The organism is Streptomyces sp. SLBN-31 (genome assembly GCF_006715395.1).
Lineage (GTDB): Bacteria > Actinomycetota > Actinomycetes > Streptomycetales > Streptomycetaceae > Streptomyces.
Genome location: NZ_VFNC01000001.1, coordinates 346,444 through 363,272 on the forward strand (window position 1 = coordinate 346,444; position 16,829 = coordinate 363,272).

General features: G+C 71.6%; 17 protein-coding genes. 5 read left to right on the forward strand and 12 right to left on the reverse strand.

What is annotated here, in order from left to right; genetic code table 11:
- Positions 1–55: 55 nt before the first annotated feature.
- The 4 genes from FBY22_RS01660 to afsQ1 form a co-directional block, all read right to left on the reverse strand.
- A complete protein-coding gene (locus FBY22_RS01660) occupies positions 56–607 on the reverse strand; it encodes a VanZ family protein (RefSeq protein WP_142142107.1) in 552 nt (183 codons plus the stop codon).
- Between the two features lie 93 nt (positions 608–700).
- Positions 701–1,363: a hypothetical protein gene (locus tag FBY22_RS01665; RefSeq protein ID WP_260844684.1), complete on the reverse strand. Its 663-nt coding sequence runs from the start codon at positions 1,361–1,363 to the stop codon at positions 701–703.
- Entirely contained in the window at positions 1,363–2,940 is a 1,578-nt protein-coding gene (locus tag FBY22_RS01670) for a HAMP domain-containing sensor histidine kinase (protein ID WP_142142108.1), read from the reverse strand. The genes FBY22_RS01665 and FBY22_RS01670 overlap by 1 nt, the downstream gene beginning before the upstream one ends.
- Positions 2,937–3,614 carry a two-component system response regulator AfsQ1 gene (gene afsQ1, locus FBY22_RS01675; RefSeq protein WP_058923589.1) on the reverse strand — a complete coding sequence of 226 codons (678 nt, stop codon included), beginning with the start codon at positions 3,612–3,614 and terminating at the stop codon, positions 2,937–2,939. The genes FBY22_RS01670 and afsQ1 overlap by 4 nt, the downstream gene beginning before the upstream one ends.
- Positions 3,615–3,845: 231 nt before the next feature.
- Here afsQ1 and FBY22_RS01680 point away from each other — a divergent pair, with 231 nt between their 5' ends.
- Entirely contained in the window at positions 3,846–4,589 is a 744-nt protein-coding gene (locus FBY22_RS01680; protein WP_142142110.1) for a SigE family RNA polymerase sigma factor, read from the forward strand.
- A 192-nt stretch (positions 4,590–4,781) separates the two neighbouring features.
- Here FBY22_RS01680 and FBY22_RS01685 read toward each other — a convergent pair whose 3' ends face one another.
- Positions 4,782–5,417, reverse strand: coding sequence for a uridine kinase (locus FBY22_RS01685; RefSeq protein ID WP_260844685.1), 636 nt, complete (start codon positions 5,415–5,417; stop codon positions 4,782–4,784).
- A gap of 128 nt (positions 5,418–5,545) precedes the next feature.
- Between FBY22_RS01685 and FBY22_RS01690 the strand changes: the two genes are divergently transcribed.
- Positions 5,546–5,953 carry a hypothetical protein gene (locus tag FBY22_RS01690; RefSeq protein WP_142142112.1) on the forward strand — a complete coding sequence of 136 codons (408 nt, stop codon included), beginning with the start codon at positions 5,546–5,548 and terminating at the stop codon, positions 5,951–5,953.
- A 72-nt stretch (positions 5,954–6,025) separates the two neighbouring features.
- Here the strand turns inward: FBY22_RS01690 and FBY22_RS01695 are convergent, their stop codons facing one another.
- From FBY22_RS01695 to deoC, 3 genes are read right to left on the reverse strand one after another with little or no spacing between them, the layout of a single operon-like run.
- Positions 6,026–6,913 (reverse strand): aldehyde dehydrogenase family protein, encoded by an 888-nt coding sequence (locus FBY22_RS01695; protein ID WP_142142113.1) that lies wholly within the window; start codon positions 6,911–6,913, stop codon positions 6,026–6,028.
- Positions 6,906–8,342 carry an aldehyde dehydrogenase family protein gene (locus tag FBY22_RS01700; protein WP_142142114.1) on the reverse strand — a complete coding sequence of 479 codons (1,437 nt, stop codon included), beginning with the start codon at positions 8,340–8,342 and terminating at the stop codon, positions 6,906–6,908. The genes FBY22_RS01695 and FBY22_RS01700 overlap by 8 nt, the downstream gene beginning before the upstream one ends.
- Before the next feature lie 5 nt (positions 8,343–8,347).
- Positions 8,348–9,310 carry a deoxyribose-phosphate aldolase gene (deoC, locus tag FBY22_RS01705; RefSeq protein ID WP_142142115.1) on the reverse strand — a complete coding sequence of 321 codons (963 nt, stop codon included), beginning with the start codon at positions 9,308–9,310 and terminating at the stop codon, positions 8,348–8,350.
- 202 nt (positions 9,311–9,512) lie between these two features.
- On the opposite strand from deoC, the gene FBY22_RS01710 reads away from it, so the two are divergent.
- A complete protein-coding gene (locus FBY22_RS01710; protein ID WP_142142116.1) occupies positions 9,513–10,199 on the forward strand; it encodes a PH domain-containing protein in 687 nt (228 codons plus the stop codon).
- Between the two features lie 54 nt (positions 10,200–10,253).
- Here FBY22_RS01710 and FBY22_RS01715 read toward each other — a convergent pair whose 3' ends face one another.
- The 3 genes from FBY22_RS01715 to FBY22_RS01725 all read right to left on the reverse strand — a co-directional run bounded on the left by FBY22_RS01715 (position 10,254) and on the right by FBY22_RS01725 (position 13,502).
- Positions 10,254–11,885 (reverse strand): phospho-sugar mutase, encoded by a 1,632-nt coding sequence (locus FBY22_RS01715; RefSeq protein WP_142142117.1) that lies wholly within the window; start codon positions 11,883–11,885, stop codon positions 10,254–10,256.
- Between the two features lie 220 nt (positions 11,886–12,105).
- On the reverse strand, positions 12,106–12,930 hold the full coding sequence (locus FBY22_RS01720) for a purine-nucleoside phosphorylase (RefSeq protein WP_142142118.1): 825 nt from the start codon (positions 12,928–12,930) through the stop codon (positions 12,106–12,108).
- Positions 12,931–13,064: 134 nt separating this feature from the next.
- Positions 13,065–13,502, reverse strand: a complete 438-nt coding sequence (locus tag FBY22_RS01725) for a gamma-glutamylcyclotransferase (protein ID WP_142142119.1) — start codon at positions 13,500–13,502, stop codon at positions 13,065–13,067.
- Positions 13,503–13,597: 95 nt separating this feature from the next.
- Here FBY22_RS01725 and FBY22_RS01730 point away from each other — a divergent pair, with 95 nt between their 5' ends.
- Positions 13,598–15,046: an NAD(P)H-quinone dehydrogenase gene (locus FBY22_RS01730; RefSeq protein WP_142142120.1), complete on the forward strand. Its 1,449-nt coding sequence runs from the start codon at positions 13,598–13,600 to the stop codon at positions 15,044–15,046.
- 166 nt (positions 15,047–15,212) lie between these two features.
- Positions 15,213–16,175 (forward strand): DeoR/GlpR family DNA-binding transcription regulator, encoded by a 963-nt coding sequence (locus FBY22_RS01735; RefSeq protein ID WP_142142121.1) that lies wholly within the window; start codon positions 15,213–15,215, stop codon positions 16,173–16,175.
- 54 nt (positions 16,176–16,229) lie between these two features.
- On the opposite strand, the gene FBY22_RS01740 is transcribed toward FBY22_RS01735, so the two are convergent.
- Positions 16,230–16,778 carry a TetR/AcrR family transcriptional regulator gene (locus FBY22_RS01740; RefSeq protein WP_142147276.1) on the reverse strand — a complete coding sequence of 183 codons (549 nt, stop codon included), beginning with the start codon at positions 16,776–16,778 and terminating at the stop codon, positions 16,230–16,232.
- Positions 16,779–16,829: the final 51 nt, after the last annotated feature.

A 16,829-nucleotide genomic window follows, 5' to 3' on the forward strand; every position in this document is an offset into this window, starting at 1 on the left:
GCGGCTTCCTCATCTGCCTTCCACGCTACGGGGACGAAGGGGGTGAAGCATCGCTCTACGGTGCGATCCCGACCCTGGGAAACGTCGGGGTCCGACCCTGAGCCGCCTCCTCCTGGTGGACGGCCGCGTGGCCGTCCCGCTCCGACCTGCGGCGCAGCCGGCCGCGTGCGGCCGGGACGACCGCGAGGTGGGCCAGGGCCACCCCGACCGTGTTGAGGAGCAGGGAGTCCACGTCCGGGACGCGGCCCGCGACGCCCGTCTGGAGCAGCAGTATGGCGAGCGAGACCAGGGCGCCGGCCGCGGTCGTGCGGACCAGGGAGCCGAGCGGCGAGGAGTGCAGCCTGCCGTGGGCCGCCGGAAGCAGCACACCCAGCGGGGCGAGCAGGACGAGACCCTCGGCGATCCGACGGGCCGCCACCTGCCAGCCCAGCAGCAGATCGGCCCGGATGCCGGCGAGCGGACGCACGTTCGGCGGCGTCACCCAGGGCACGTCCAGCGGGCGCAGCGTGAGCCAGGCGACGAGCGCGAGGTGTGCGACGAGGAGGACACCCCCTGTCACACGGATGCGGATCGCGGCGCTGCCGCCGATGGAGCCTTGACGCTGCACGCTGCCCAAGACGCGCCCTCCGGCGGGATCGGTTCCGTGTTGCCCCGACGTACCGCTGTGAGGCCTGTGCCACACCTGGGGTTCAGGGGCGGTTCAGCCGCCCGTGACCCGGCTCGACGGCGGCTGCTCGCTGCCCGGGCGGGAGCGCACCTCGTCCGTGCACTCATAGCGGCGCAGCGGCCCGCGCCCGGGCCCGCCGAGGATCACCGAGCCGTCGCCCTCGGCCGCCGCCGAGTCCGAGAACGTGCACACGACCTGGGCGAGCGCGTAGGAGGTCAGGTCACCCGGGGCGGTGCTCAGCCGCAGCGCGTCGTCGGGGTCGCCGGCCCGCGGGCCGCCGACCGTCATGCCACCGCGCACGCCCGTGGTGTAACCGGCCTCCTTCTCGACGGCCGACGGCGTCGCCGCCAGCTGGTCGAGCAGCCCCTGCGCCACCAGGACGCGCCGCTGCGAGTCCGCCGTACCGTCCGGCACGCGCACCGCCCGGTCGACGGCCACCAGCGACGAGCCGCACAGCAGGAACACCTGCACGGGCAGGCCGCGCGAGGCCTGCGCCGAGACGTCCGGCTGGGCCAGGGAACAGGTGACCTGCGAGGGCGCCGCGCCGAAGTCCGTCGGGACCTGGGTGGAGCGGATGCCGCAGCCGGCGAGCAGCCCGGCGAGGACGGGCAGCGCCGGCAGGAGCCACGCCTTCGACCGGCGATCCCGAACGGCAGGCGGAAGCCAGGGCCACGACCGGCGTCCCCGTACGTCCATCACGCGTCCCTCTTCTCGGCCTCGCCGTCGGCGTCCTCCGTGAGTGCCGACCCGTCCCGCGGCAGGCGCAGCGTGAACACCGCTCCGCCCTCGGGCGAGTTGGCGGCGGTGATCCCGCCGCCGTGGATGTGGGCGTTCTCCATGGCGATGGAGAGGCCGAGTCCGCTGCCGTCGGAGCGCGGGCGGGAGGCGCTCGCCTTGTAGAAACGGTCGAAGACGTGCGGGAGGACGTCCTCCGGGATGCCGGGCCCGTGGTCGCGCACGGCGATCACGACCTCCGCGCCCTTCCCGCCCTGCCCGTCCGAGGCCCGCACCGAGACCCGTACCGGCGAGCCGCCGTGCTTGAGCGCGTTGCCGACCAGGTTGGCGAGGATGACGTCCAGGCGGCGCGGGTCCAGGCGGGCGTGGATGCCACGTTCGGCGTCCAGCTCGACGGCGTCCAGCCAGGCGCGAGCGTCGATGCAGGCGGTGATCTGGTCGGCGACGTCGACGTCGTCCAGGACCAGCTTCGCCGTGCCCGCGTCGAAACGCGTGACCTCCATCAGGTTCTCGACGAGGTCGTTGAGCCGTCGGGTCTCGCTGACGACGAGCCGTACGGCGGGCTCGATCATCGGATCGATCGACCCCGACTCCGCCTCCAGCTCCTCCTCCAGGATCTCCGTCACGGCGGTGATCGCGGTGAGCGGGGTACGGAGTTCATGGCTCATGTCGGCGACGAACCGCCGGGACGCCTCGTCCCGCGTGGCCATGTCGTCGACCCGTTTCTCCAGCGCCTCGGCCGCGTCGTTGAACGTCCGCGAAAGATCGGCCAGTTCATCGGTTCCCGAGACCCGCAGCCGGGTGTCCAGCCTGCCCTCGCCGAGCCGGCGCGCGGCGACCCCCAGCCGCTGCACGGGCTTGAGCACGGTCGACGCGGCGGCCTGCGCGAGCAGCGCCGAGCCGACCAGCGCCAGGCCGGTGGCGATGCCCAGCGACCAGGCCAGCGAGTTGAGGTCCTTGGCCTCCGGCTCCAGCGACTTCAGCATGTACCCGGTCACCCCGCCGTCGATCACCTTCGTGCCGGCCACCAGATACGGCGTGCCGTGGTCGGTGATGCGCTGCCAGTACAGGTGATACGCGTACTTGTTGCCGGAGTCGACCTCCTGCCGCTTGTTCACGGCCGCCCGCAGGGACGCGGGCACGTCCCGCAGCGAGAAGCCGTCCAGGGCTCCCGAACTGCCGTACACCGTCTTGCCGTCGGCGTCCCGGGCGACGAGCAGCACGCTGAAGCGCTGGCTGCTGTTGGCCATCTGGCCCGCCGTGCGCTGCAGTTCGTCCTGCGTGGTGTGCGGGGGCAGGGTGCCCGCCCGGTTCTGCATCGCCTGCTTGAAGTCGCCGAGCACGGCGTCCTGGGTACGGGTGAGCACGGCCTCGCGGTTGAGCCAGTACGCGATGCCCGAAGCGGAGACGGCCGCGGTCAGCGCGACCAGCCCGAACACGACGACCAGACGCAGCCGCAGACTGGTGAACCGCAGCCGCGACAGATGACCCTTGCGAGTCGCGGCCCAGCCGCGAACCCCCCCTTGCGCTTCGGTCACTGAGGCGAGTCCAGCCGGTAGCCCACGCCGCGCACGGTACGGATCAGCGTCGGGGACGAGGGCACGTCCTCGACCTTGGCGCGCAGCCGCTGGACACAGGCGTCCACCAGCCGCGAGTCACCGAGGTAGTCGTGCTCCCAGACCAGGCGCAGCAACTGCTGCCGGGACAGCGCCTGTCCCGGCCGCCGGCTCAGCTCCAGCAGGAGCCTGAGCTCGGTCGGGGTCAGCTGCAGGTCCTCGCCGTTCTTCGTGACCGTCATCGCGGCACGGTCGATCACGAGGCTGCCGAACGTCGCCGAGTCGCTCGCCTCCCGCTCGCCGCGCCGCAGCACGGCCCGGATCCGGGCGTCCAGCACCCGGCCCTGGACGGGTTTGACGACATAGTCGTCGGCGCCGGACTCCAGGCCCACCACCACATCGATGTCATCGCTGCGCGCGGTCAGCAGAATGATCGGCAGCTGGTCGGTGCGCCGGATGCGCCGGCACACCTCGAAACCGTCGATGCCGGGCAGCATGACGTCCAGCACGATCAGGTCCGGCCGCTGCTCGCGCAGCAGCTTCAGGCCGTCCTCGCCGGTGGCAGCGGTGGCCACGCGGTGTCCCTGGCGCGTCAGTGAGAGCTCCAGGGCCGTTCGGATGGCGTCGTCGTCCTCGATCAGCAACAGGGAAGGCACGGGGCTCATTCTGGCCCATGGAGGGGGTCCGGTACGACACCTGGACCAATGCATGCGCCTACCGCTTCTCTCTGTGACCTTGCCGTGTCTTCCCTGCGACCGACCCCTGTGACAGGTCTGTGACAGTCGGCGGACACGGCCATGAAGGTGCGGGGGCAAGCTTTTCGGCACAGGCAAGGAAGCACCGCCTGAGCAAGCAGAACACCGGAAGTCCACGACGGGGGGCGCGAGATGAACACGCTGCACGGCATGAGCACCAGCGCAGTGGTCACGCGCCTGCACGACGTGAACGGGGGCCGGGGTTCGGAGAAGTCCGGCGCCGTGAGCGGGCGGGGGTGCGCTCGCGGCGCCGGGCGTCAGCACACCGCCTTCATGACGGTGGTTGACGGTTTCACGGGGGAAACGCACGGGGGAAGCGCGTACGGGGAGGGCTCGGGGGAGCGTCGTTCGCTGTCGGAGGCGGAGTTCACCGCCTACGTCCAGGAGCGCCGCGCCTCCCTGTACGCCACCGCCTACCACCTGACCGGTGACCGCTTCGAGGCCGAGGACCTGCTGCAGAGCGCGCTGTTCTCGACGTACAAGGCCTGGGACCGGATCAGCGACAAGGCCGCGGTCGGGGGCTACCTGCGCCGCACCATGACGAACCTGCACATCAGCGCGTGGCGCCGCCGCAAGCTGAACGAGTACCCGACCGAGGAGCTGCCGGAGACGCCCGGCGACACGGACGCGATGCGCGGCACCGAACTGCGCGCCGTCCTGTGGCAGGCACTCGCCCGGCTGCCCGAACTCCAGCGCACGATGCTGGTCCTGCGCTACTACGAGGGCCGCACCGACCCGGAGATCGCGGAGATCCTCGACATCAGTGTCGGCACGGTGAAGTCGAGCATCTGGCGGTCGCTGCGCCGGCTGCGCGAGGACGAGGTCCTCAGCTTCGGCCGTGACGAGGAGGACGCCTTCGGGGAGCTGGTCGCCTGAGGGCCGGGGGGAGCAGGTGACGGGGGAGCGGTAACACCGGGGGTCATGGGGGACCGACGGGGGACACGGGGGAAGTCCCACCGGGGGGAGACACGGGGGAACGGGGGGAGCGGGACTGGAGGGCCGGGGGGTCCGTCCAGTCCCGCTTTCGCGTGTGCCCGCTCGCGCCGGTGTCCGGCGGGCCGCGCGGGGTCAGGCCGTCGGCGTCGAGGACGGGTGGCGGGTCACCGCCGCGGTGGCCAGCCGGGTCAGGGCCTCGTCGCGGTCGCAGGGGTGGGCGCCCAGGGTGGTCTGACGGGAGACGATCGTGCGCTCCTGGCGCATCAGGCGCCAGCCCCGGCGCAGCAGGAACGGCACCGACTTGCGGCCCTCCTTCAGGTCCCGCACGAAACGGCGGCGGAAGGTGCGCACCGGGCCCCGGCTCAGGCACAGCGCGTCCGCGAGCAGCCCCTCCTGCCGGCACCGGTCGATGATCTCGGCGGCGAAGACGCCCTCCGCCACGAACAGCGGGGTGCGCCCGATGTCCACGGCGTCCTCGCCGGTGCGCGCGGAGAGGGAGAGGTCGTACACGGGGATCTTCGTACGGCCCGTGCGGCACAGGTCGGCTATCGCCGCCACCGCCGCCCGGCTGTCCCAGGAGTCCGGGTGGTCCCAGTCGATGTCGGAACTCCCCGCCACCAGCGGCAGCGTCGGGTCGTCGCCCTCCTTGTAGAAGTCGTCCAGGCGCAGCACGGGCAGGCCCGAGCGGGCGGCGACGAGGGACTTGCCCGAGCCCGAGGGGCCGCAGAGCAGCACGACACGGGCGGAGGTGGGGAGATGGATGCTCACGGGACACCAGTTTGACGCATTCCGTACGCCCTGCCGACCCCGCGGGTCGGCATTGGATCGCGCGTCACACCTCAACTACCCTTCGTGTCGACCCGATTACCCCGCGCATCAGAAGGTGGCACCAGCACATGTCACGACACAAGTCGTCCCCTTCCCCGACCGTCCAACGCGCCCTGGTCGCCCTCGCGACGGCGGGCGTGGCGCTCGGCGCGGGTGCCGCGACGGCCTCCGCCGCCGACACCGAGCCCCTCGTGGACGTGTTGCACACCCGTCCCACCAGCCTCGGCAAGATCGACCCGCAGTCCGGGGTCCAGGTCCTCACCGGCTCCGTCGGCTACGTCACCGGTCCGGTCGCCGGCCTCAAGCCCAACCCGCTCGCCGGTACCGGCGCCGACCCCCTCGACAACGGCGTGGGCACCCAGCTTGCCGACTTCAAGCCCCTGGACAGCCGGACGCTGACCGGGCCCGTCGCGCAGGCCCCGTCGATCGGCAGCATCCCGCTGCTCGGCCAGGCCGCCGGCCTGACGAGCCACTGAGGCCCGGTGCGACGGAGAGCCGCGTCTCCCCTGGACGGAGGGGAGACGCGGCTCTCGGCTTGTGGGGGGCGGTCAGTACGACGAACCCGACGCGCCCAGTGAACCCGTCGGGTGCCACACCGTCTTCGTCTCCAGGAACGCCGTCATACGGTCGATGCCCGGGGTGTCCGACCAGTTGTCCACAGGCTGTGGACGCAGCACGCGCTTGAGGTTGTCCGCCGCCGCGATCTCCAGCTCCTTCGCCAGCACGTCGTCCGCGCCCGCGAGGTCGATCGCGTTGACGTCCTGGTGCGACGCCAGAGGGGTGGCGATCTCCGCCGTACGGCCCGACAGGACGTTGACCACGCCGCCGGGGACGTCCGAGGTGGCCAGGACCTCGGCGAGCGACAGGGCGGGCAGCGGGGACTTCTCGGACGCCACCACGACCGCCGTGTTGCCGGTCGCGATCACCGGGGCGAGCACCGAGACCAGGCCGAGGAACGACGACTCCTGCGGGGCCAGGACGGCCACCACACCCGTCGGCTCGGGCGAGGACAGGTTGAAGAACGGGCCCGCGACCGGGTTCCCGCCCCCGACCACCTGAGCGATCTTGTCCGTCCAGCCCGCGTACCAGACCCAGCGGTCGACGGTCGCGTCCACCTGTTCGGCGGCCTTGGACTTCGACAGGCCCTCCGCGTCGGCGACCTCGTGCACGAACTGCGTCCGGCGGCCCTCCAGCATCTCGGCGACACGGTAGAGGACCTGGCCGCGGTTGTAGGCGGTGGCGCCGGACCAGCCGCCGAAGGCCTTGCGGGCCGCGACCACCGCGTCACGGGCGTCCTTGCGGGAGGAAAGGGGCGCGTTCGCCAGCCACTTGCCCTTGGAGTCCGTCACCTCGTACACCCGGCCGCTCTCGGAACGCGGGAACTTCCCGCCGACGTACAGCTTGTAGGTCTTGAGGACACTCAAACGGTCAGACATCGAGGTACGCCTCCAGGCCGTGGCGGCCGCCCTCGCGGCCGAAGCCCGACTCCTTGTAACCGCCGAACGGCGAGGTCGGGTCGAACTTGTTGAACGTGTTGGACCAGACGACGCCCGCGCGCAGTTTGTTCGCCACGGCGAGGATCCGGGAGCCCTTCTCGGTCCAGATGCCCGCCGACAGGCCGTACGGCGTGTTGTTCGCCTTGGCGACCGCCTCGTCCGGCGTGCGGAAGGTGAGGACCGACAGGACCGGGCCGAAGATCTCGTCGCGGGCCACGGTGTGCGCCTGGGTGACGTTCGTGAAGAGCGTCGGGGCGAACCAGTAGCCGGCGGACGGGATCTCGCAGGCCGGCGACCAGCGCTCGGCGCCCTCCGCCTCGCCCTGCTCGACGAGCCGGGTGATACGGGCCAGCTGCTCCTCGGAGTTGATCGCGCCGATGTCGGTGTTCTTGTCCAGCGGGTCGCCGAGGCGGAGCGTGGACAGACGGCGCTTGAGGGAGTCGAGGAGCTCGTCCTGGATCGACTCCTGGACGAGGAGACGGGATCCGGCGCAGCAGACCTGGCCCTGGTTGAAGAAGATGCCGTTGACGATGCCCTCGACGGCCTGGTCGATCGGGGCGTCGTCGAAGACGATGTTGGCGCCCTTGCCTCCCAGTTCGAGGGTGAGCTTCTTGCGGCTGCCCGCGACCGTCCGCGCGATCTCCTTGCCGACGGCCGTGGAGCCGGTGAAGGCGACCTTGTTCACGTCCGGGTGCGCGACGAGCGCGGCGCCCGTGTCGCCGTACCCCGGAAGGATGTTGACGACGCCCTTGGGCAGGCCCGCCTGGCGGCACACGTCCGCGAAGAAGAGCGCGGTCAGGGGGGTCGTCTCGGCGGGCTTCAGCACGACCGTGTTGCCGGTCGCCAGCGCCGGGGCGATCTTCCACGCCAGCATCAGGAGGGGGAAGTTCCAGGGGATGACCTGGCCCGCCACGCCCAGCGGGCGCGGGTTCGCGCCGAAGCCGGCGTGCTCCAGCTTGTCGGCCCAGCCCGCGTAGTAGAAGAAGTGCGCGGCGACCAGGGGGAGGTCGGCGTCGCGGGTCTCCTTGATCGGCTTGCCGTTGTCCAGCGTCTCCAGCACCGCGAGCTCGCGCGAGCGCTCCTGGATGATCCGCGCGATGCGGAACAGGTACTTGGCGCGCTCGGAGCCCGGCAGCGCCGACCACTTCTCGAAGGCCTTGCGGGCGGCCGCGACGGCACGGTCGACGTCCGCCTCGCCCGCCTGGGCGACCTCGGAGAGGACCTCCTCGGTGGCGGGGCTGACCGTCTTGAAGACCTTGCCGTCCGCCGCCTCGGTGAACTCGCCGTCGATGAACAGGCCGTAGGAGGGCGCGATGTCGACGATCGAGCGGGACTCGGGTGCGGGTGCGTATTCGAATGCCGATGCCATGGTGATCAGTCCACCGTCACGTAGTCGGGGCCGGAGTAGCGGCCGGTGGCCAGCTTCTGACGCTGCATCAGCAGATCGTTCAGGAGCGAGGAGGCGCCGAAGCGGAACCAGTGGTTGTCCAGCCAGTCCTCGCCGACGGTCTCGTTGACCAGGACGAGGAACTTGATGGCGTCCTTGGAGGTGCGGATGCCGCCGGCCGGCTTCACGCCGACCTGGATGCCGGTCTGCGCGCGGAAGTCGCGCACGGCCTCCAGCATCAGCAGGGTGTTGGCGGGGGTGGCGTTGACGGCGACCTTGCCGGTGGAGGTCTTGATGAAGTCGGCGCCGGCCAGCATGCCGAGCCAGCTGGCACGGCGGATGTTGTCGTACGTCGACAGCTCGCCCGTCTCGAAGATGACCTTGAGCCGCGCCTCCGTCCCGCAGGCCTCCCGTACGGCGACGATCTCGTCGTACACCTTCATGAAGTGCCCGGCGAGGAACGCCCCGCGGTCGATGACCATGTCGATCTCGTCGGCACCCGCGGCGACCGCCTCGCGCACGTCCGCCAGCTTCACCGTGAGCGGCACGCGGCCCGCCGGGAACGCGGTGGCCACCGAGGCGACCTTCACGGAGGAGCCGGCGACGGCCGCCTTCGCGGTGGCCACCATGTCGGGATAGACACAGACGGCCGCGGTCGACGGGGTCGTCCGGTCGGTCGGGTCCGGGTGGACCGCCTTGGCGCCGAGCGCCCGGACCTTGCCCGGGGTGTCCGCGCCTTCCAGCGTCGTCAGGTCGACCATCGAGATGGCGAGGTCGATGGCGTACGCCTTCGCGGTCGTCTTGATGGAACGGGTGCCGAGGGAGGCGGCGCGCGCCTCCAGACCGACCGCGTCGACGCCGGGCAGCCCGTGGAGGAAGCGGCGCAGCGTGCCGTCGGACGCGGTGACGTCGGCGAGTGCGTGAGCTGCGTTGGGTGCAGTGGTGGGCATGGTCACCAGACGAGCATATCTACGCGCGTAGCGGCTGTACACCCCGAGAGGTTGCTCTGTGGAGCGGGGGTGCGGGGTGCGGGTGGGGTTTGCTTCGTCTTTTCGCCGGTGCGTCGTACGGGGTCGCTTTGTCGGGGCGGGGGTGCGGGCCGGGGGAAGGGGCTAGCTGGGCTTCGTCGGTTCGTGAGGCACAATCGGCCTCATGACGACCCCCGAGCCCTCGACGCCGGCCGCGGCCACGGACCGCGTCCATCGCTCCTCCGCAGGCATCGCCGGAGGCGTCCTCCTGCTCGCCATCACCATCTGGCTCGGCATCGACGCGATCGTCGCCGGTCACGGACGCACGCCCTGGCTGGCGCTGGCCGCGATGATCCTCGTCGTCCCGCTGATCGTCGCCTTCACCATCCGCCCCGCCGTCCAGGTCAACGACGAACGGCTGCGCATCCGCAACCCGTTCCGGCTGATCGTGCTGCCGTGGGGCGAGGTCGCCGCCCTCAGGTCCGGGTACTCCAACGAGGTCGTCGACAAGCGCGGCACCAAGTACCAGCTGTGGGCCGTCCCCGTCTCGCTGCGCGCCCGCAAGAGGGCGGCCCGGCAAGAGGCCCGGAACGCGGCCGACCGGGCCGGGGCGAGCGGAGGCGGTCGCCGCGGCGGGCTCGGTGGGTTCGGTGGCGGGGCCTTCGGTGGCGGGGGCTTCGGCGGTGCCGTTCCGGACGGGGCCACCCGCGCCCAGGCCGACCGGATCATGGACGACCTGCGCGAGATGCTCGGTGAACGCGGCGAGAAGGACTCCGCGCAGGGTGAGGTCACCGTGCGCTGGGCTTACGAGGTCGCCGGGCCGGCGCTGGCCGGGGCGATCCTGCTGGCCGTCCTGGTGGCTACCGGCTGAGCCGGGCGGGTTGCGTGGGTGAGAAGGCGGGCGCCCTGTGGGGCGCCCGTCCTTTCAGATGCCCGCCGCCGTCGACAGGTCTCGCTTGAGGGCCGCCAGGACGTCGGTCGCCTTGGCGTGCGCCGCGGGGAGGTCCCTGTGGGTCTCCACGGGGACGACCACCTCCAGGTAGCACTTGAGCTTCGGCTCCGTGCCGCTCGGGCGGACGATGACGCGGGCGCCGTCCAGCGTGTATCGCAGGCCGTCGGTGGGGGGCAGCTTGTCGGTGCCCTGCGTGAGGTCCTCCGCCCCGGTCACCGGCAGGCCCGCCAGGCTCATGGGCGGGTTCTCGCGGAGCCGCTCCATCGCGCGGGCGATGACCGAGAGATCCTGGACGCGGACCGACAACTGGTCGGTGGCGTGCAGGCCGTGCTCCACCGCCAGGTCGTCGAGCAGGTCGAGGAGGGTGCGGTTCTCCTCCTTGAGCGTCGAGGCGAGCTCGGTGATCAGCAGGGCCGCCGTGATGCCGTCCTTGTCGCGGACGCCCTCGGGGTCCACGCAGTAGCCGAGGGCCTCCTCGTAGCCGTAGCGCAGGCCGTCGACGCGGGCGATCCACTTGAATCCGGTGAGGGTCTCCTCGTAGGGCAGGTTCGCCTTCTCGGCGATGCGGCCGAGGAGGGACGACGAGACGATCGACTCCGCGAACGTGCCCTGCGCTCCGCGGGCCACCAGGTGGGCGGCCAGCAGGGCGCCGACCTCGTCGCCCCGGAGCATGCGCCAGTCGGCGCCCTGCTTCACGGCGACCGCGCAGCGGTCCGCGTCGGGGTCGTTGGCGATGATCAGATCGGGGGCGGTCTCGCGGGCCTTGGCGAAGGCCAGGTCCATCGCGCCGGGCTCTTCCGGGTTGGGGAAGGCGACCGTGGGGAAGTCCGGGTCGGGGTCGGCCTGCTCGGCGACCAGGGCCGGCTCCGGGAAGCCCGCCCGGGCGAAGGCCGCCAGGAGGGTCTCCCGGCCCACGCCGTGCATGGCCGTGTAGACCGTGCGAGCCGTGCGGGGGGAGGAGGGGGCCAGGACCTCGTCCGTGCGGGCGAGGTAGGCCTCCAGGACCGCGTCGTCCAGGGTCTGCCAGCCGGTCTCGGGGCGGGGGACGTCGTGGAGGGACGTGATCGCCTGGATCTGCGCCGCGATCTCCGCGTCCGCCGGGGGCACGATCTGGGAGCCGTCGCCGAGGTAGACCTTGTAGCCGTTGTCGCGGGGCGGGTTGTGGCTGGCCGTGACCTCCACGCCGGCCACCGCGCCGAGATGCCGTATGGCGAACGCGAGGACGGGAGTGGGGAGGGGGCGGGGCAGGACGGCCGCCCTGAGGCCCGCGCCGGTCATGACGGCCGCGGTGTCCCGGGCGAAGTCGGCCGACTTGTGCCGGGCGTCGTAGCCGATGACCACCAGGCCGTCGGTGTGGCCGGCCGCGTTGAGGTAGGCGGCCAGGCCCGCGGCGGCGCGGATGACGACCGAACGGTTCATGCGGTTGGGGCCGGCGCCGAGCTCACCGCGGAGGCCGGCCGTACCGAACTGGAGGGTGCCGCTGAAGCGGTCGGCGAGTTCTGTCAGGTCGCCGGCCTCGATGAGCTTGTCGAGCTCGGCGCGGGTGTCCGGGTCCGGGTCCTCGGCGAGCCAGGTCTGAGCCCGGGCGATGAGGTCGTCGTGCACGGTCGGTCAGCCTCTCGTTGTGGTCGGGTGCCTGCGGCGCAGGTGCGGGTGGTGGGGGTGCCTGGCGCGCCTGCGGTTCGGTTGTGGGTCGGGGCCGGGACGGGGGGTGTCCGTCCTCGGACGGGCGGTGCCGGGGTTTTCGCTGTGCTGTTCCCTGACGCCCGTCGCTGCGGGCGGACACCCCCCGTCCCGGCCCCTTCCCGCCGTTCGCGGGTGTCTCCTAGAGGCGTCCCAGGACCTGGGCGAGCAGGGAGCCCATGCGCGTGGCGCTGTCCCGGCCGGCCTGGAGGACCTCCTCGTGGTTGAGGGGCTCGCCCGTCATGCCGGCGGCGAGGTTGGTCACCAGGGAGATGCCCAGGACCTCGGCGCCCGCCTCGCGTGCCGCGATCGCCTCCAGGACCGTCGACATGCCCACCAGGTCGGCGCCGATGACGCGGGCCATGCGGATCTCGGCCGGCGTCTCGTAGTGCGGGCCGGGGAACTGTGCGTAGACGCCCTCTTCGAGAGTGGCGTCGATGTCCTTGCACAGGGCGCGCAGGCGGGGGGAGTAGAGGTCGGTGAGGTCGACGAAGTTGGCGCCGACGATGGGGGAGGTGGCGGTGAGGTTGATGTGGTCGCTGATCAGGACCGGCTGGCCGGGACGCATGCCCTCGCGCAGGCCGCCGCAGCCGTTGGTGAGGATCACCGTCTTGCTGCCGGCCGCCACCGCGGTGCGGACGCCGTGAGCTACGGCCGCCACGCCGCGGCCCTCGTAGTAGTGCGTGCGGCCCAGGAAGACCAGGGCCCGCTTGTCGCCCATCCTGTACGAGCGGATCTTGCCGCCATGGCCCTCGACCGCCGGGGGCGGGAAGCCGGGCAGCTCGGTGACCTGGAACTCGGCGTCGGGGGTGCCGAGGGCGTCGACCGCCGGTGCCCAGCCGGAGCCCATCACGAGGGCCACGTCGTGGGTCTCGGCGCCGGTCAGTTCGCGCAGGCGCGTGGCGGCGGCGTCGGCGGCGGCGTGGGGGTCGCCCTGGACGTCGTCCGGAAGAAGAGATGCGTTCACGCGGTCGAGGGTAGCCGGTTCGGGCCTACGCGCGTAGATGACAGAGCTGACGGGTTGGCGATCGTTGTCTTGTCGTTTCCAACGAGGAGTGGGGTGGGGGGTGGGTGGTGGGGGGTGTCTTTGGGGGTGTTGTTTCAGCAGGGGCGTTTGCGTAGTTCCATCACGTAGTCGTGGGGGGCGCCTGCGGATTCGGCCGCGTCCGCGATCTCGCCCAGGTAGCGGGCCGACGGCAGGCCGCCCTCGTAGCCGTTGAGGACGTAGAGCCAGGCCTGCTCCTCGCCCTCCAGGGTGTGGACCCGGACCCGGGCGCGGCGGTAGATGCCCAGGCCCACTCCCTCCCAGCGGTCCATCGACTCCTCGTCCGGTGGCGCGATGTCGTAGAGGGCGACGAACACCTGGGAGATGGGGTCCTCCGCGAGGGTCACCAGTGCTCCCTCCCAGCCCATGTGCTCACCCCCGAAGGTCAGCCGCCAGCCGTTCAGCCAGCCCGTGGCGCGCATCGGCGAGTGCGGGGCGCGGCGGGTCATCAGCCGCGCGTCGAGGTTGCCGGCGTACGCGGCGTAGAGCGACATGGGGAGAGGGTACGGCAGGGCGAACACTGGGCTCACAGGTATCAGGTGCCCCGTGCCTCGGCCCCGGGCAGTGGCACCCCGGGGAGTGCGGGACAATGGGGTACGTGACTCGGATCGTGATCATCGGTGGCGGACCCGGCGGATACGAAGCGGCCCTGGTGGCCGCTCAGCTCGGCGCGGAGGTGACCGTCGTCGACTGCGACGGTCTGGGCGGGGCGTCGGTGCTGACCGACTGCGTGCCGTCGAAGACCCTCATCGCCACGGCCGAGGTGATGACCACCTTTGATTCTTCGTATGAAGAGCTGGGGATCATCGTCGCCGACGACACTCCGCCGCTGGAGCAGGCCGCCCGGGTGGTGGGTGTCGATCTGGGCAAGGTCAACCGTCGTGTGAAGCGGCTCGCGCTGGCGCAGTCGCACGACATCACCGCTTCCGTGACGCGCGCGGGGGCGCGCGTCATGCGCGGGCGGGGTCGGCTGGAGGGCATGCAGGCCCTCGACGGATCCCGGAAGGTCGTCGTCTCGACCGCCGACGGCAGCGAGGAGACCCTCACCGCGGACGCGGTGCTGATCGCCACCGGCGGTCACCCTCGTGAGGTGCCCGACGCGCAGCCCGACGGTGAGCGCATCCTGAACTGGACCCAGGTCTACGACCTCACCGAGCTGCCCGAGGAGCTCATCGTGGTCGGGTCGGGTGTGACGGGTGCCGAGTTCGCCGGTGCCTACCAGGCACTGGGGTCGAGGGTCACGCTCGTTTCGTCGCGCGATCGGGTGCTGCCGGGTGAGGACCCGGATGCGGCCGCCGTCCTGGAGGACGTCTTCCGGCGCCGCGGCATGAACGTCATGGCGCGCTCGCGGGCCGCCGCCGCCAAGCGGGTCGGCGACCGGGTGGAGGTCACGCTGGCCGACGGGCGGGTCATCACCGGGTCGCACTGTCTGATGGCCGTCGGTGCCATCCCCAACAGCGCCGGACTGGGGCTGGAGGAGGCCGGGGTCCGGGTGCGGGAGTCCGGGCACATCTGGACCGACAAGGTGTCCAGGACGACCGCTCCCGGTGTGTACGCCGCCGGTGACGTGACCGGTGTGTTCGCTCTCGCCTCGGTGGCGGCCATGCAGGGACGTATCGCCATGTACCACTTCCTGGGTGACGCGGTCGCTCCGCTGAACCTGAAGACCGTCTCGTCCAACGTGTTCACCGATCCCGAGATCGCCACCGTGGGGTACACCCAGGCGGACGTGGACGCCGGGAAGATCGACGCCCGGGTGGTGAAGCTGCCGCTGCTGCGCAATCCGCGCGCCAAGATGCAGGGCATCCGGGACGGCTTCGTGAAGCTTTTCTGTCGGCCCGGCACGGGCATCGTGGTGGGCGGTGTCGTGGTCGCCCCGCGCGCCTCGGAACTGATCCATCCGATCTCGATCGCCGTCGACAACAATCTGACGGTCGAACAGATCGCGAACGCGTTCACCGTTTATCCGAGTCTTTCGGGGTCGATCGCGGAGGTCGCGCGGCAGCTGCACACCCGTAAGACCGGCGGCGACGTCTGACGGCCTGAAGCGACTCCCCGCTGGTCACGGGGAGTTGTCGCTCATGCGTGCGGCATAGGCGGGGCGGATAGGTCCTATACCACTTTCGGTCCTGGCGTGCGAACAACTTCTGCTATTCGGCGCAAACAGCTGAAACCAGACGGTCGTTGGCATTACTGTCAGTTTCGTGTTCGCTGCAGAACGTCGCCAATTGATCCTCGAAATGGTGCGAGCCAATGGGGCCGTGTCGCTCCGTGAGCTCGCCCGCGTCGTCCAGACCTCCGAAGTGACCGTACGGCGGGACGTGCGCGCACTGGAGGCAGAAGGACTCCTCGACCGCCGGCACGGCGGTGCGGTACTGCCGGGCGGATTCACGCGGGAGTCCGGCTTTCCGCAGAAATCACATCTCGCGACCGCCGAGAAAACGGCCATCGCCGACCTCGCCGCGGGCTTCGTCGAAGAGGGCGAGGCCATCGTGGTGGGGGCGGGGACCACGACCCAGGAGCTGGCCCGCCGGCTCGCGCGGGTGCCCGGGCTGACCGTCGTCACCAACTCCCTTTTGGTGGCACAGGCGTTGGCCCATGCCAACCGGGTGGAAGTCGTGATGACCGGCGGTACCTTGCGTGGCTCCAACTACGCGCTGGTGGGCAGTGGTGCCGAGCAGTCCCTGCAGGGGCTGCGAGTCTCGCGGGCGTTCCTGTCCGGCAGCGGTCTGACGGCCGAGCGGGGGCTGTCCACCTCCAACATGCTGTCGGCCTCCGTGGACCGGGCGCTCGTCCAGGCCGCCGCCGAGGTCGTCGTGCTCGCCGACCACACCAAGCTCGGTACGGACACCATGTTCCAGACCGTGCCCACGGACGTGATCACGCGCCTGGTGACCGACGAGCCGCCGGCGCACGACGACCGCGCGGCCACGGAGTTGCAGGCGCTGGCCGACCAGGGTGTGCAGATCGCCGTCGCGGGGGCGTCCGGGAACTCCGTGGGCGGTGATTCCGTCCCCCCGCGCCAGGCCCGCCGGGACGTCGCCCTTCCGGGGCCCCGGCGCGGGGCGGTTCCCGGAGCGGGAGCGGGGCTGCGCAGCGCCGCCGTCCTCGGTGAGCCGACGCCGGGTACCGAGCGGGCGCGGGTCGCCGACATGCGGCGGCGGTAGCGACGCGCCCGCCGCGCGGGGGCTTGTGCCGGTGAGTGCGAACGGTTCGCGCGGTCAGTCCGGCTTGAGGCCCCTCAGCGTCAACTGGAGCAGGCGGTCTGCCAGTTCCGGGTCGCCCTGCGCCTCCTCCGCCGCCAGCGCGATCGCGTTCGTCAGCTGCAGCAGGTCGTTGACGTCCACGTCCTCGCGGACCCCGCCCGCCTGCCGGGCCCGGGCCAGCAGCGCGGCGCCCGCCTGTCTGATCGGGTCGCTGCAACGGGCCAGCGCCGAGGTGCGGTCGGACGTCACCGACATCAGGGCGCGGGCCAGCCCTCGGTACTCGCCGGCATGGGCGATGATCTCGCGCAGCCAGGTCACCAGGGCCGCGCAGGGCTCGGGGGCGCCCAGCAGTTCGCGGGAGCGGGACAGCAGGTCGCCCACCGCGTCCTCGAAGACCGCGCTCAACAGGGCGTGCCGGTTGGGGAAGTGACGGTAGAGGGTGCCGATGCCGACACCCGCGCGCTTGGCCACGTCCTCCAGGGACGCGTCCGTGCCGTGGGCGGCGAAGACCGAGCGCGCCTCGGCCAGCAGCCGTTCGCGGTTGCGGCGGGCGTCGGCGCGCATGGTGCGTCCCGGTGCCGTCGTCACCGTGGCCTCCCGGTGACTTCGGCCGAG

Excerpts from the sequence above, each read along its gene's own strand:
- FBY22_RS01730 (WP_142142120.1), top strand. The coding sequence starts at position 13,598 with ATGGGGTACGTGACTCGGATCGTGATCATCGGTGGCGGACCCGGCGGA.
- FBY22_RS01740 (WP_142147276.1), bottom strand. The coding sequence starts at position 16,778 with ATGCGCGCCGACGCCCGCCGCAACCGCGAACGGCTGCTGGCCGAGGCG.
- deoC (WP_142142115.1), bottom strand. The coding sequence starts at position 9,310 with ATGCCCACCACTGCACCCAACGCAGCTCACGCACTCGCCGACGTCACC.
- FBY22_RS01710 (WP_142142116.1), top strand. The coding sequence starts at position 9,513 with ATGACGACCCCCGAGCCCTCGACGCCGGCCGCGGCCACGGACCGCGTC.
- FBY22_RS01680 (WP_142142110.1), top strand. The coding sequence starts at position 3,846 with ATGAACACGCTGCACGGCATGAGCACCAGCGCAGTGGTCACGCGCCTG.
- FBY22_RS01725 (WP_142142119.1), bottom strand. The coding sequence starts at position 13,502 with ATGTCGCTCTACGCCGCGTACGCCGGCAACCTCGACGCGCGGCTGATG.
- FBY22_RS01695 (WP_142142113.1), bottom strand. The coding sequence starts at position 6,913 with ATGTCTGACCGTTTGAGTGTCCTCAAGACCTACAAGCTGTACGTCGGC.
- FBY22_RS01690 (WP_142142112.1), top strand. The coding sequence starts at position 5,546 with ATGTCACGACACAAGTCGTCCCCTTCCCCGACCGTCCAACGCGCCCTG.
- FBY22_RS01665 (WP_260844684.1), bottom strand. The coding sequence starts at position 1,363 with ATGGACGTACGGGGACGCCGGTCGTGGCCCTGGCTTCCGCCTGCCGTT.
- FBY22_RS01700 (WP_142142114.1), bottom strand. The coding sequence starts at position 8,342 with ATGGCATCGGCATTCGAATACGCACCCGCACCCGAGTCCCGCTCGATC.